Annotated in this window: 12 protein-coding genes, 1 pseudogene and 1 riboswitch; of the genes and pseudogenes, 9 read left to right on the forward strand and 4 right to left on the reverse strand. The window is 35.8% G+C overall.

Translation table 11 applies throughout. The annotated features are described in order from the left end of the window. Nucleotides 1-93 precede the first annotated feature (93 nt). Nucleotides 94-1,149: a GGDEF domain-containing protein gene (locus KI369_RS18240; RefSeq protein WP_212956868.1), complete on the forward strand. Its 1,056-nt coding sequence runs from the start codon at nucleotides 94-96 to the stop codon at nucleotides 1,147-1,149. Between the two features lie 78 nt (nucleotides 1,150-1,227). Here KI369_RS18240 and pdxK read toward each other — a convergent pair whose 3' ends face one another. Next, the gene (gene pdxK, locus KI369_RS18245) at nucleotides 1,228-2,052 is read right to left on the reverse strand and encodes a pyridoxine/pyridoxal/pyridoxamine kinase (RefSeq protein WP_000174258.1); all 825 of its coding nucleotides are present in this window, start codon (nucleotides 2,050-2,052) and stop codon (nucleotides 1,228-1,230) included. Between the two features lie 135 nt (nucleotides 2,053-2,187). Between pdxK and KI369_RS18250 the strand changes: the two genes are divergently transcribed. From KI369_RS18250 to KI369_RS18260, 3 genes are all read left to right on the forward strand, one after another. After that, on the forward strand, nucleotides 2,188-3,759 hold the full coding sequence (locus tag KI369_RS18250; RefSeq protein WP_212956869.1) for a GAF domain-containing sensor histidine kinase: 1,572 nt from the start codon (nucleotides 2,188-2,190) through the stop codon (nucleotides 3,757-3,759). A gap of 20 nt (nucleotides 3,760-3,779) precedes the next feature. After that, the gene (locus tag KI369_RS18255; protein WP_212956870.1) at nucleotides 3,780-4,427 is read left to right on the forward strand and encodes a response regulator; all 648 of its coding nucleotides are present in this window, start codon (nucleotides 3,780-3,782) and stop codon (nucleotides 4,425-4,427) included. Nucleotides 4,428-4,618: 191 nt separating this feature from the next. Beyond that, entirely contained in the window at nucleotides 4,619-5,245 is a 627-nt protein-coding gene (locus tag KI369_RS18260) for an FMN-dependent NADH-azoreductase (protein WP_000170050.1), read from the forward strand. A 62-nt stretch (nucleotides 5,246-5,307) separates the two neighbouring features. On the opposite strand, the gene KI369_RS18265 is transcribed toward KI369_RS18260, so the two are convergent. Further along, nucleotides 5,308-5,979 carry a transcriptional regulator YeiL gene (locus KI369_RS18265; protein ID WP_212956871.1) on the reverse strand — a complete coding sequence of 224 codons (672 nt, stop codon included), beginning with the start codon at nucleotides 5,977-5,979 and terminating at the stop codon, nucleotides 5,308-5,310. 106 nt (nucleotides 5,980-6,085) lie between these two features. Between KI369_RS18265 and KI369_RS18270 the strand changes: the two are divergent. Then, nucleotides 6,086-6,781 (forward strand): annotated as a pseudogene (locus tag KI369_RS18270) (YjjG family noncanonical pyrimidine nucleotidase). A gap of 41 nt (nucleotides 6,782-6,822) precedes the next feature. Here the strand turns inward: KI369_RS18270 and KI369_RS18275 are convergent. Next, the gene (locus KI369_RS18275) at nucleotides 6,823-8,055 is read right to left on the reverse strand and encodes a chloride channel protein (RefSeq protein WP_212956872.1); all 1,233 of its coding nucleotides are present in this window, start codon (nucleotides 8,053-8,055) and stop codon (nucleotides 6,823-6,825) included. Between the two features lie 329 nt (nucleotides 8,056-8,384). Beyond that, nucleotides 8,385-8,490: riboswitch (SAM riboswitch) on the forward strand. A gap of 92 nt (nucleotides 8,491-8,582) precedes the next feature. Here KI369_RS18275 and KI369_RS18280 point away from each other — a divergent pair. From KI369_RS18280 to KI369_RS18290, 3 genes are all read left to right on the forward strand, one after another. Next, complete coding sequence (locus KI369_RS18280) at nucleotides 8,583-9,881, forward strand: bifunctional O-acetylhomoserine aminocarboxypropyltransferase/cysteine synthase (protein WP_212956873.1); 1,299 nt, start codon at nucleotides 8,583-8,585, stop codon at nucleotides 9,879-9,881. Further along, the gene (metA, locus tag KI369_RS18285) at nucleotides 9,865-10,770 is read left to right on the forward strand and encodes a homoserine O-acetyltransferase MetA (RefSeq protein ID WP_212956874.1); all 906 of its coding nucleotides are present in this window, start codon (nucleotides 9,865-9,867) and stop codon (nucleotides 10,768-10,770) included. The genes KI369_RS18280 and metA overlap by 17 nt, the downstream gene beginning before the upstream one ends. A 142-nt stretch (nucleotides 10,771-10,912) precedes the next feature. Next, complete coding sequence (locus KI369_RS18290) at nucleotides 10,913-12,208, forward strand: homoserine dehydrogenase (RefSeq protein ID WP_212956875.1); 1,296 nt, start codon at nucleotides 10,913-10,915, stop codon at nucleotides 12,206-12,208. A gap of 23 nt (nucleotides 12,209-12,231) precedes the next feature. Here the strand turns inward: KI369_RS18290 and KI369_RS18295 are convergent, their stop codons facing one another. Next, nucleotides 12,232-12,858 (reverse strand): YczE/YyaS/YitT family protein, encoded by a 627-nt coding sequence (locus KI369_RS18295; protein ID WP_212956876.1) that lies wholly within the window; start codon nucleotides 12,856-12,858, stop codon nucleotides 12,232-12,234. Between the two features lie 98 nt (nucleotides 12,859-12,956). Between KI369_RS18295 and KI369_RS18300 the strand changes: the two genes are divergently transcribed. Further along, nucleotides 12,957-13,934, forward strand: a complete 978-nt coding sequence (locus KI369_RS18300; protein WP_212956877.1) for a LacI family DNA-binding transcriptional regulator — start codon at nucleotides 12,957-12,959, stop codon at nucleotides 13,932-13,934. Nucleotides 13,935-13,937: the final 3 nt, after the last annotated feature.

Consider the following 13,937-nt stretch of genomic DNA (forward strand, 5'->3'; position numbering starts at 1 on the left):
GCAAAAAATAAATAAAAAGCTTTGGGAATTATAGGTATCTCGTATACAATAAAATAAGGAAAGGGATAGATAGAAAAGTAGGGAGATTATTTTATGTTAAGGGACTTATTTGTAAACACAACAATTATTCTTTCCTTTATTTTTGTTGGAGGTCAGCTTTTAAGAGATAAACCATTAAAAGAAGGGTTCTCTTTTTGGCAGAAATGTGTAGTAGGTATTCTTACTGGAATATTAAGTGTACTGTTGATGTATTTTGGTGTACATATTGAAAATATTATGTTAGATCTACGTTATTTAGCGGTTATTTTGGCAATTATAATCGGAGGTCCGATAGCTAGTAGTATAACAGTTACGATTATTTTAATTACCCGATTATTTTTAACCGAGTATTCTTTAGCCTCTGAATTAGCTTGTTATACTATTGTATTGATAGGTATTGGAGTTACTTTCATTTGGCGGATGAAAGTTTCTATGTTTACAAGATGGATCTGGTTTAATGTATATAGTTTATTTATTTTAGCGGTGCCACTTTCTATGCTATTTAAGGATATGTCTATAGTAGCATTATATTTAATTTGTAGTAGTGTTGCAGCATATATCACATTTATAAGCACGAATTATGTATTGCAATCCAATGAGTTATTTCAAAAGATGAAGCAATATGCAACGATAGATGCATTGACAGGCTTAGGAAACGTAAGGCAGTTTGATTTAGAAATGAATCATCATATTGGTAATAAGCGCATGAAAAATAATTCACTTTGTTTACTACTTATAGATATTGATCATTTTAAGTCTGTAAACGATACGTACGGGCATCCTGCAGGAGATGAAGTATTAAAACAAATAGGGCGTATTTTAAGAGAAGTTTCAACGTTTCCAGATTTGGCTTTTCGAAAGGGTGGAGAGGAGTTCGCTCTTCTGATACCGCAGAAGGGATTAGCTTACGGAATGCGTATGGGGGAGCAAGTTCGCGCAGCTGTTGAAAAACATTCATTCCAATTGTTAGATGGAACAAAAATAAAAATTACAGTTTCAGTAGGAATTTCAGTATATGAACAATCACCAGGGCAATTTATTCAAGCTGCTGATGATGCATTATATTACTCCAAAAGAAATGGTAGAAATCAGGTCAGTTCTGCATCTTAAAGGTAAGATGACCAGAAGAATTTATAAAAAACACCCACAGAGAAGAAATATATGAACTCTGTGGGTGTTTTCGTTTAGTTAGACAAGTTCTTTTGATACAACGAATTTACGATATGCACCATGATGTGTTGGGCCTACGTATTCGTTGATCTTGAATGAATAACGGATAGCAGCTGTGATAAATTCTTTAGCAGTTTTTACTGCTTCTTTCACAGATTTTCCTTTTGCAAGTTCTGCTGTAATTGCAGCAGAATATGTGCAACCTGCGCCGTGTGTATTTGTCGTATCAATTTTTTCTGATTCTAGAAGGTCGAATGTCTCTCCATCATATAGGACGTCGATTGCAGTTTCCGTACCAAGCTTGCTACCGCCTTTAATTAGGACGTATTTCGCACCTAAAGCGTGGATCTTTTTTGCTGCTTCTTTCATGTCCTCAAGAGAATTAATCTTTACGCCACTTAATTGGTAAGCTTCAAATAAGTTTGGTGTTACAACTAATGCCTTTGGAACAAGAACGTCACGTAAGCAATCATTCGTTTCAGGATGTAATGCTTCATCAGCACCTTTACATACCATAACAGGGTCAACTACTACATTTTTGAAATTATGTTTTTCGATTGTTTCTGCAACCATTTCAATAATTTCTACCGATCCAAGCATACCTGTTTTTAAAGCATCTACGCCAACGCCCTCAATTGTCGTTTCTAATTGTGGTTTTAATGTAGAAGCTGGGATTGGGAATACGTTATGTGCCCAGCCGTTATGTGGATCCATCGTTACGATTGTCGTAAGTGATGTCATTCCGTATACACCAAGTTCTTGGAATGTTTTTAAATCTGCTTGTATACCAGCACCGCCACTTGTGTCAGAACCAGCGATAGTAAGTGCTTTATTTAATGTCATTATGAAAAGCCCCCTCAGGTGATATAATGAAAACTATGTTTTCACCATTATATCAATGTTATGAATAAGTACAAAGTGAAAAGTAGATGATTTATGTTAGGAACTATGTAAAATCTTGTATGTAGGAGACGAATTATGTTTCAAGAGAATCGTACAAATGAATTAGTTATATTAAAAGAAATTGCAGAAACACTAAATACATCAAATGATACATACCATGTATTGCAAGCAGTGCTAGAAAAATTACTTAGTGTAACAGGTTTAACGACAGGATGGATATTTCTTGCGAATGAAAATGGTAGATATACAAAATTAATTGATTATCAATTACCAGAGGCACTTACATATGAAAACAAACGCCCGATGTGTGAAGGGGAATGTTGGTGTTTACGTGGCTTTGTGGATGGAAAATTAGAGAGAGCTGTTAATATTATTGAATGTAAAAGAATTAATAATGCAATTGAATATAATTGGGGAGATACAGAAGGGATTCTTCATCATGCTACCGTTCCTTTAAAGGCTGGAGGAGAAAAATTTGGTTTGTTAAATGTGGCAAGCCCAGGTAAAACACATTTTTCAGAAGAAGAATTAGTATTACTTCAATCAGTTGCTTTCCAAATTGGAACGGCTTTAAAACGAGCAAAGTTATATGAAAATGAAAAGCGAAGAGCGCATTATTATGTGAAATTAGAACGTTTCATTCAAGTTTTAAGAACGATTCATCAATTTAATATATTGCCTGAAAAAGTTGTAAATCAATTAGGTGAAGTGTTTCAGTGGAATCAAGTGGCGTTTTTTATTAGGGAAGAGAAAGAATTATCCTTGCAGGCATCTTATTACGAAGAGGATCTATACGAGGATATAAAAGAAGCAGCGAAAGAAGCATTAGAAAAAGGTGAACCTATTTTATTAAACCATCAAATCAGTCATAAGGTAGCCTCTAATAGGACGGTTATTGCCACACCAATACAGATTCAAACTCACATATTTGGTGTTTTATGTGTTAGTTCAAATAATGGTGAATTTGATGTGAATACGATAGATGTAATTCAAGCAATAACAAATCATATTTCCTTCGTGATAGAAAATTTAAGGTTAAATGAGCAACGACGCGAACTTGTACGAATGGAAGAAAGAAATCGGTTAGCAAGGGACTTACATGATTCCGTCTCACAAAAGCTATTTTCGTTAACCTTTATGACAAAAGGCGCTGAGGCAGTCTTAAAAGGTAAAAACGAAAAGGTGGACCGATCTTTGCATGAGATGCGTGAACTAGCGCAAGGAGCTTTAAAAGAAATGAGGACGTTAATTTGGCAACTACGTCCAGCAGGTTTAGAGAAAGGATTATTACCAGCTTTAAAGCAATATGGTGAAAGTTTGGGGTTAAAAATTCGGGAACAAGTTACTGGTGTCCGTGATTTGCCGCGCGTAGTAGAGGAAGCGTTATGGAGAATTGGACAAGAAGCTTTAAATAACGTAAGTAAGCATGCGAATGCTAGAGAAGCGACGATTTATTTCAAAGTTACTGAGAAGAATGTATCATTAGAAATAGTCGATCAAGGAAACGGCTTTGTAGAAAAGAATATAAAAGAGAAGAAATCACTTGGCATGACTACGATGCGGGAAAGAGTAGGATTAGTCGGTGGAACAATTAAAATTGTAAGTGATAAAAAAAGAACAAGTGTAAAAGTAAACGTACCATTATGATGTGAAAATGAGGGAAGTTTGTGAAAATAAAAGTATTATTAGTTGATGATCATACAGTCGTTCTAAAAGGATTAGCGTTTTTCTTAAGTACACAGGAAGATATAGCGTTAGTTGGAGAAGCAAGTAATGGGAAAGAGGCACTAGTGAAAGTAGGAGAGACAAATCCTGATGTTGTACTAATGGATTTATATATGCCCGAAATGGACGGTGTTGAAGCGACAGCGTGTATTAAAAAAGAATATCCGGATGTGAAAGTAATTGTATTAACTAGCTTTTCTGATCAGGCGCATGTGTTACCGGCATTAAGGGCTGGAGCAAGCGGGTATATTTTAAAAGATGTAGAACCGGATCAGCTTGTTGAGGCTATTCGAAGCGCATATAAAGGTAATATTCAATTACATCCAGATATAGCAAATGCTCTTCTCTCTCAAACATTACCTATAGAAGAAAAGGAAGAAGAACCTTCTATTCAAGTGGATGTGCTAACAGCGAGAGAAAATGAAGTATTGCAGCTATTAGCGAAAGGGATGAGTAATAAAGAAATCGCTTCTGTTTTAGTTATTACAGAAAAAACGGTAAAAGCTCATGTAAGTAGTATTTTGAGTAAGTTGCATTTATCTGATCGCACGCAAGCGGCATTATATGCAGTGAAAAACGGAATTGTATAAGACAAAAGTCGTAAGACCTAGTTCGCCTTTAGAAGGTGGACTTTTTTTATGGAAAAATACGTCTATGTGAGGACGAAATTGTCTCGATATAAAGATAAAATATGTTTTGTAAGCAACAAACAACAATTACAAGGGATACCTTTTTTGAAAGCATATAACAACAGAAGAGCTAGTACTAGGAGGAAAACATAATGACAAAAGTTTTATTCGTAAAAGCAAACAACCGTCCAGCGGAACAAGCAGTTAGTGTGAAATTATATGAAGCGTTTTTAGCAAGTTACAAAGAAGCGCATCCAAATGATACAGTAGTAGAACTTGATTTATATAAAGAAGAATTACCATACGTAGGCGTAGACATGATTAATGGTACATTCAAAGCAGGTAAAGGATTTGATTTAACAGAAGAAGAAGCAAAAGCAGTAGCAGTTGCTGATAAGTATTTAAATCAATTTTTAGAAGCTGATAAAGTCGTTTTCGGTTTCCCATTATGGAACTTAACGATTCCAGCGGTGTTACACACATATATTGATTATTTAAACCGTGCTGGTAAAACGTTTAAATATACGCCAGAAGGTCCAGTTGGTCTAATTGGAGATAAGAAGATTGCATTATTAAACGCACGCGGCGGTGTATATTCTGAAGGTCCAGCAGCTGAAGTAGAAATGGCTGTTAAATATGTAGCAAGCATGATGGGCTTCTTCGGTGCAACAAATATGGAAACAGTAGTTATTGAAGGACATAATCAATTCCCAGATAAAGCAGAAGAGATCATTACAGCGGGTCTTGAAGAAGCAGCTAAAGTAGCAAGCAAATTTTAATTGAAAATAGAATCGTCATTCGAAAAAAGCAGCATTAACATATAAACGTTAATGCTGCTTTTTTATATTTTAAGTTCGTCAGCCAGTTTTTCCAATTGGATTCGATCTTGTATGTAATAGGTTCTTCCTTCTTTTTTTAAGTAATTTTGTTGGCAAAACTGGTTTAATACATATAAAAGATGACGGTAGCTGACATTTAAGTATTCTGAAGCCTCGGTATGTTTTTCTATATAACTGTTATTTTGTTCCGTTAGTAGAATAAACGCTGCTAATCGATTTTCGAACGGATAGCTATTGTTTTTGGCGTAACTTTCTGTTCGGGTAATTGTTTTTTCACCGATAAATTTGCATAGTTTCTGTAGGAAGATAGCATCTTGCAATAAAAGATGCTGACAATCTTTAAGAGGAAGCGCTAAGCATATACAATCTTCAATCACTTCCACCGTTTTCGTAACGGATTCTACGCCAATTAACCCTAATTCCCCAATGAACGAAGGTGCTTGAATAAAGTTAATTAAGGAGACCTTCCCGTTTTTGTGACTCATATATATTTTCGCTTTCCCGGAAATTAAGTAATAAAGATAAGGAACATCAACGCCTTCATTACATATCCTTTCTTTCTTTTGAAAGGAATGTAGTTCAACATACGGTAAGACATCAAAAGAAAAAAGAGTATGGAAGTTGTAAATTTGCATGTAATGAGAGATTTCTTCGCTATTATTGCTAACTTTCATATTTTCACCTCATGTTTAGTATGAGATATCTCCTATTATTTTTACAAGAAGGAATGATACGATTTATGTAAACTTGTTTTTGTAGAAAAGAGAGTGTGAAGGGCTTATGAAAAAATATAAAACATTGCTATTTGATGTAGATGATACATTGTTAGATTTTCAGAAAGCGGAGAAAATGGCGTTACGTATGCTTTTTGAAGAGAAAGGGATCCCTCTAACTAGCGAGGTTGAAGGGCGGTATAAAAAAATTAATAAAAGCCTTTGGGATGCTTTTGAAGAAGGTGAAATAAACCGTGATGAAGTTGTAAGTACACGGTTTTCGATTTTGTTTAAAGAATACGGGGAAGAGGTAGATGGGATATTATTCGAGAATAATTATCGTAGCTACTTAGAAGAAGGAGACCAACTTATCCAAGGTGCGTTTGAATATATAAATCAAATTCAAAGTGAGTATGATTTATATATAGTGACAAATGGTATTTCTAAGACGCAAGATAAACGTTTACGTAATGCAGGCTTACATGCCTTGTTTAAAGATATTTTCGTTTCCGAAGATACGGGATTTCAAAAGCCGATGAAAGAGTATTTTGATTATGTTTTTGAATGAATTCCTAATTTTTCCCCTGAAGAAGGGCTCATTATTGGGGATTCGTTAAGCGCTGATATGAAAGGTGGATATGTAGCGGGACTTGATACTTGTTGGTTTAATCCAGAAAAGAAATCAAATGATAGTGAGATTGTGCCAACATATGAAGTGCAAAATTTTGAAGAGTTATACGCACTATTGAAGCAACGTGTGTAATAAAAATAGGCAGTGGAACTTTTGTCCCTACTGCCTATTTTTTATTCGTTTGTAGCTTCGTTGTTTTTAGGAAGTGGAAATGCATTACCAATCGCGGCTGCTCCAAGCATCGGTAATAGTAAATTGAGCGGGAAAAACATGAGTAATAGTAATGTAATAGCAATTGGTTTTCTTAATGCATAGCTTGAAATTGCAGTCGTGACGATGGCTACCGAAGCAATTGGATCTATCGGGATAATTGAAGCTATAGCATATCCGATACTAGATCCAGCAAATATAATTGGAAAAATATGTCCGCCGCGCCAACCTGTATTTAAACAAACGGCAGTAATACATAATTTTAAAACACCTGAAAGAAGTAGTACCCAGAAGGATAAATGGCTCCATTCAACGACTAAATCTTTTAATTGGTGTTCTCCTGAGAATAACGTGTACGGGAGAAAAGTTCCTGTAATTCCTAATAAAATACCACCGATAATTCCAAGTGATAGTTTATATTCTTTTAAGGGATGGATTAATTTCGCTAATGTGAATTCTAATTTGAAATAAAAGAAGCCAACTATGGCACCAATACTAGCAAGTGGTAGAAAGGCAATCCATTCATTAAGAGAAAGGGAACCTTCCCCAAAATCAACGATAAAGGATCCGCGATTATCGAATTTACTAAGTAATAAATAAACGGAAAAACCAGCGAAAGTGGTAGCTAAATATACAATTGCTTTTTTTCCTTTAGAAAATTCGTTAATTTGCTCACCCTCATTTTCATTTGGAGCTAAATAACCGAATAATGGTGCGTTAAAAATTACACTTAAAGTAGCACCAATTCCAACCTCTGTCAGTTCATTCATTCCTTTTAAGGCGAATGTAAAGCGATCCCCTACCCATGTACAAAGTCCACCGATAATTCCAACAAGTGCTGCTTCGGGACCTAAGCTAGCACCAAATATTAAAACGATAATTGCAGTTAAAGTAGCTTTATGTACAAAACGGTATTCAATTCTACCTGTTTTTTTATATTCACCCATCACTTCCGGCATAAGACGTGGATATGTGCCGAAGTATTTTTGAGTTAAACCAACGAGAATACCACCGATAGTTGTTACACATATAGTGTAATACGGGGGAGAAGAGAAAATAGTAGGTAAGTATCCCCAAATAAAGTGAATGCCGATATTTATTGTAACTAAAAACAGCCATACTGTTGCTCCTACTATAGAGCCTAAAAGAATGCCGTATAGGACGAGCATATAGTGCATGTCCTTTGTGTTTGTCATGTTATACCTCCGTTATGTAAGTTTTAATGTCGAAAGGATGAAATATGTTACTGTGAAATGAAATGAAATGAAATGAATATGTATAGTATCTTTTTGAGAGGTTGGCTTATTCAATCTATTGAGGTCTCGTGAGAATTTGAAATGTATACAGTTAAACTACTTACTTAATTCTATATAGTAATCGTAGGTTTTAAAAGGTCTTTTTCAAATGAATATGGAATATATTTCTTTTGTTATGCATGTCAAATCCTTCGTAGTTAATTTAGAACATTCAGAAAAACTAATTGACATTAGGAAATTATTGCTATAAAATCAACGGTAATTGCATAGTCTTATCAAGAAAAGGTGGAGGGACAGGCCCGATGAAACCTTGGCAACAGCCGTATAACGGAATTGTGCCAAATCCTGCAGGTAATAAATCCTGAAAGATAAGAAAGAGCCTTTAGAGCGTGTTTTCAAACTGCTCCTTTCTTGTTTTCAGGAAAGGAGCAGTTTTTTATTTTGTATAAAAGAAAGGAGAATGAGAGATGGGAGAATCATGGGGACAAGGAACAATTTGTGTGCAAGGTGGTTATACACCAAAGAATGGTGAACCGCGTGTTTTGCCACTTTATCAAAGTACAACGTATAAATACGATACTTCAGATGATTTAGCAGCGCTATTTAATTTAGAGGCAGAAGGATATATATATACGCGTATTGGAAATCCTACTTTAGCTGCATTTGAGCAAAAGCTAGCGGATTTAGAGGGTGGTGTAGGAGCTGTTGCAACGGCTTCTGGGCAGGCTGCTATTATGCTTGCCGTTTTAAATATTTGTAGTAGTGGAGACCACTTGCTTTGTTCTTCCACAGTTTATGGCGGGACGTTTAATTTATTTGGAGTGAGTTTGCGTAAGCTTGGCATTGATGTTACGTTCTTTAATCCGAATTTAACTGCTGATGAAATTGTGGCCCTTGCTAATGATAAGACGAAACTCGTTTATGCAGAATCACTAGGAAATCCGGCGATGAACGTTTTAAATTTCAAAGAGTTTTCAGATGCAGCGAAAGAGCTAGAAGTACCTTTTATCGTGGATAATACATTGGCAACTCCTTATTTATGCCAAGCATTTGAACATGGAGCAAATATTATCGTTCATTCTACGACGAAATATATTGATGGTCATGCAAGCTCTTTGGGCGGCATTGTCATTGACGGAGGGAACTTCGATTGGACAAATGGGAAATATCCTGAAATTGTTGAACCAGATCCAAGTTATCATGGCGTAAGTTACGTTCAAAATTTTGGTGCAGCAGCTTATATTGTGAAGGCGCGTGTTCAATTATTAAGAGACTACGGAAACTGTATGAGCCCATTCAATGCGTATATTAGTAATATCGGCTTAGAAACCCTGCATTTGAGAATGGAGCGTCATAGTGAAAATGCTCTCGCAGTTGCTAAGTGGCTTGCTAACCATGAACGTATTGAATGGGTGAATTATCCGGGGCTAGATAGTAATGAAAATTACTCGTTAGCACAAACGTATTTAAAAAAAGGTGCTAGTGGTGTTTTAACATTCGGTATTAAGGGCGGATTAGAATCTGCGAAAGAATTTATCGCAAATGTAAAACTAGCAACTCTCGTAACGCATGTAGCGGATGCACGAACTTGCGTTATACATCCTGCTAGCACAACGCATAGACAACTAAGTGCTGAAGATCAGCGTTTAGCTGGTGTTACATCAGATTTAATTCGTTTGTCGGTTGGTATAGAAGATGTTTCTGATATTATTGCAGATTTAGAAGCAGCGCTAGTCGGAGGCAAAGAACATGCCGATCATAATTGATAAAGATTTACCAGCTCGCAAAGTGTTGCAGGAGGAAAATATTTTTGTAATGACGAAGGAGCGAGCAGAAACACAAGATATCCGGGCATTGAAAATTGCTATATTAAATTTAATGCCTACAAAGCAAGACACAGAAGCACAATTACTTCGTTTAATTGGCAACACACCGTTGCAACTAGATGTTCATTTACTTCATATGGAATCACATTTGTCCCGTAATGTAGCACAGGAACATTTAACGAGTTTTTATAAAACATTCCGTGATATTGAGAATGAGAAATTTGATGGGCTAATTATTACAGGAGCACCAGTTGAAACTCTTTCTTTTGAAGAGGTAGATTATTGGGAAGAGCTTAAACGTATTATGGAGTATTCAAAAAAGAATGTAACATCTACGCTTCATATTTGTTGGGGGGCGCAGGCTGGTCTGTATCATCATTATGGTGTCCCAAAGTATCCTCTTAAGGAAAAAATGTTCGGTGTATTTGAACATGAAGTCCGTGAGCAACATGTGAAATTGTTACAAGGATTTGATGAATTGTTTTTCGCCCCGCATTCTCGTCATACAGAAGTACGAGAGAGTGATATTAAAGAGGTGACAGAATTAACATTATTAGCAAACTCTGAGGAAGCGGGTGTTCACCTTGTTATTGGGCAAGAAGGAAGGCAAGTGTTTGCGCTCGGGCATAGTGAATATAGTTGTGATACGTTAAAAGAAGAATACGAACGAGACCGCGACAAAGGGTTAAATATTGATGTGCCGAAAAATTATTTTAAGCATAATAATCCAAATGAGAAACCGCTTGTGAGGTGGAGAAGCCATGGGAATCTATTATTCTCTAATTGGCTGAATTATTACGTGTATCAAGAAACCCCTTATGTATTATAAAAAAACGATTGTGTAACACGTGGCAACGTTTTCTTTGTAATGATTAACTTATATTTTTCCGAATGTTCAAAAAACATTGTTTTTCAGATTTTTTACTCATATAATTTCATCTAAACACAATTTTTGAGGGGTGGACAGTATTATGAAAGAAATTCAAGTTGGTTTATTAGGTCTTGGGACAGTTGGTAGCGGTGTAGTTCGTATTATTACAGATCATCAAGAGCGGCTTATACACCAAGTAGGTTGTCCTGTAAAAGTAACGAAAGTATTAGTACAAAATATTGAAAAAGAGAGAGAGGTAGAGGTACCTTCTACTCTATTAACACAAGATGCAAATGAAATTTTAGATAATCCGAATATTGACGTTGTCATCGAAGTAATGGGTGGCATTGATGATGCGAAAGCATATATTTTGCAAGCTTTACAAAGCGGGAAGCATGTTGTTACTGCTAATAAAGATTTAATGGCGTTACATGGGGCGGAACTGTTAGCGGTAGCAAAAGATAATAAAGCCGATCTGTTTTATGAAGCAAGTGTAGCCGGAGGGATCCCGATTTTACGAAGTATCGTAGAAGGACTTTCTTCAGATCTTATTACGAAAGTAATGGGAATTGTAAATGGAACGACAAATTTTATTTTGACGAAAATGTCAGATGAAGGGAGAGCATATAACGACGTGTTAAAAGAAGCCCAACAACTTGGATTTGCAGAAGCAGATCCAACATCAGATGTGGAAGGTTTAGATGCAGCAAGAAAAATGACGATTTTGGCTACCCTTGGTTTCTCTACAAATGTAGAGCTTGGAGATGTGAAGGTAAAAGGGATTACTTCTATTACAGAGGAAGATATTGAATACAGTAAGAGTTTAGGCTACACAATTAAATTAATTGGTCTTGCGAAGCGAGACGGTGAGAAGTTAGAGGTTACAGTTGAACCGACACTACTTCCAAATACACACCCTCTTGCGGCTGTACAAAACGAATATAACGCTGTATATGTGTATGGTGAAGCGGTCGGAGAAACGATGTTTTATGGACCAGGTGCAGGAAGCTTACCAACAGCAACAGCTGTTGTTTCCGATTTAGTAGCTGTAATGCAAAATATTCGATTAGGGGTAACAGGAAATAGTGCTGTAGTTCCTCAATATCAAAAGGTATTAAAAGAGCAGGATGAAATTGTTGTGAAGAAATTTTTACGACTTCATGTAAAAGATGAAATTGGTGTATTTGCAAAAATTACTTCCTTATTCTCTGAGCGTGGTGTTAGTTTTGAAAAAATCATTCAAATGCCGCTTGAAGAGAAAGGGAAGGCTGAAATTGTAATTGTAACGCATCGTGCGTCTCTTGCTGATTATGATTATATTCTACATACATTACAATCGTATGAAGAAATAGATTGTTTAAAGGCAAACTATCGAATTGAAGGGGATGCAAAATAGTACCTCCCCTAATAAAAAACCTATTAAGCGGCCTGCTTAATAGGTTTTTTTCTATTTAAAATTTGCGTACCAACTTGAATAAACGCTTGAATAATCCATCCTGTTGTAAAGGACAAGATGATTGTACCGAAATAAATGGGCCCGTCTAATAAAAAGCTTAATGTTAAAAATAAAAAAGCTAATGAAATTTCTGTTCTTCTAAATGTCCATTTCTTTTTTTCGGCAACCGTTAAAACAAAAGCTTCTTGAGGTGCTGCGCAAAGGTTTGTAGAGACGTAAAGGCCAATTCCAGCTCCAACGAATAGATTTCCACAAATAAGTGTTATATATTTTGGAAGAGAGCGGATAGCGTCCATAATAGTTGTAATGGAACCGATCCAATCAACAAAAAGAGAAATAAGAACCATCGTTACAATTGTACCAATCGTAATTTGCTTTTTATTCCAAAGGAGAACGATAAGGGTAAAAGCAAAGTTAATCATGAAAATCCAAAAACCGATACTTATCCCGAAATTTTGATATAGTGCAATAAAGAAGGAATCATAAGGGCTAAGTCCAAAGGAAGTAATTGTCGTCATCATATTAATACCGATGGCGAGAGTGAGTAGACCGCCAATGAAAAATATATATTCTAATTTGAATCGAAGCATAGTTGTATATCCTTTCAAAATGTATTTGCTAGGAAAGGATATATTGTGGAAAGCTTACCAGGTCAAGGGAGAATTTTTACAGGGAAGGGAAAAATGAGATGACGAATATAAGAAAGATTGCTGAACTTGCTGGGGTATCTGTTTCAACTGTTTCACGTGTACTGAATAATCATCCATATGTGAATGAACAGAAACGAAAAGAAATTTTAGCAATTATAGAAGAGTTAAATTATACGCAAAATGTGAATGCAATTCATTTAGTGAAAGGAAAAACGAATGTCATTGGCGTGTTATTACCGCACGTAAATGATCAATATTATAGTGCTATTATCGAGGGGATATCAAAGGAAACGGCAAAAAACAATTATAATATGATGCTTTGTCAGACGAATTATAGTGAGGAAAGAGAATTAGAAATTTTGAATATGTTAAAAATGAAAAAGCTTGATGGGGTTATTATATGTTCCCGGGCGAATAGTAAGGAAAAGCTTGAAGAATATACGAAATTTGGTCCAATTGTTATGTGTGAAGAAATAGACTCGAATTTCATTTCGAGTGTGCATATTGATTACTATAAAGTCTTTTCGCGCGGGATGAAGAGCTTAATAGATGCCGGCCATACAAGTATTGGGTATTGCATTGGAAGAAGTAATAGCATTAATAGTCAGAGAAGAAAACAAGCATATGAGGATTCACTTCAACAGATTGCTGTAAAACCGGTAGAGGACTGGAAGTTTAAGGGCTGTTTTACGGTGGAAGATGGGCGTAATGTAATTAGGGAATGGGCCCATATGTCAGTAAAACCAACTGCATTTCTTGTATCTTGCAACCATATTGCGGCGGGGATGGTAACAGAAGCAAAAAAACAAGGAATTCGTATTCCAGAAGATATTACGATTATCGGTTGTGATGATCAAGATGTGGCAGATATTTTAGCTATTACGACGATTTCGTATTGTAGTAAAAATGTTGGCGTGAAGGCATTTGAATTATTATATGAAAAGATTAATGATGAGAAAATAGATGTAAAGCACGTAGAGTTATTGCCAGAATTCGTACATAGGGAAACAACATAATAG

It is taken from the genome of Bacillus sanguinis (genome assembly GCF_018332475.1).
Classification (GTDB): domain Bacteria; phylum Bacillota; class Bacilli; order Bacillales; family Bacillaceae_G; genus Bacillus_A; species Bacillus_A sanguinis.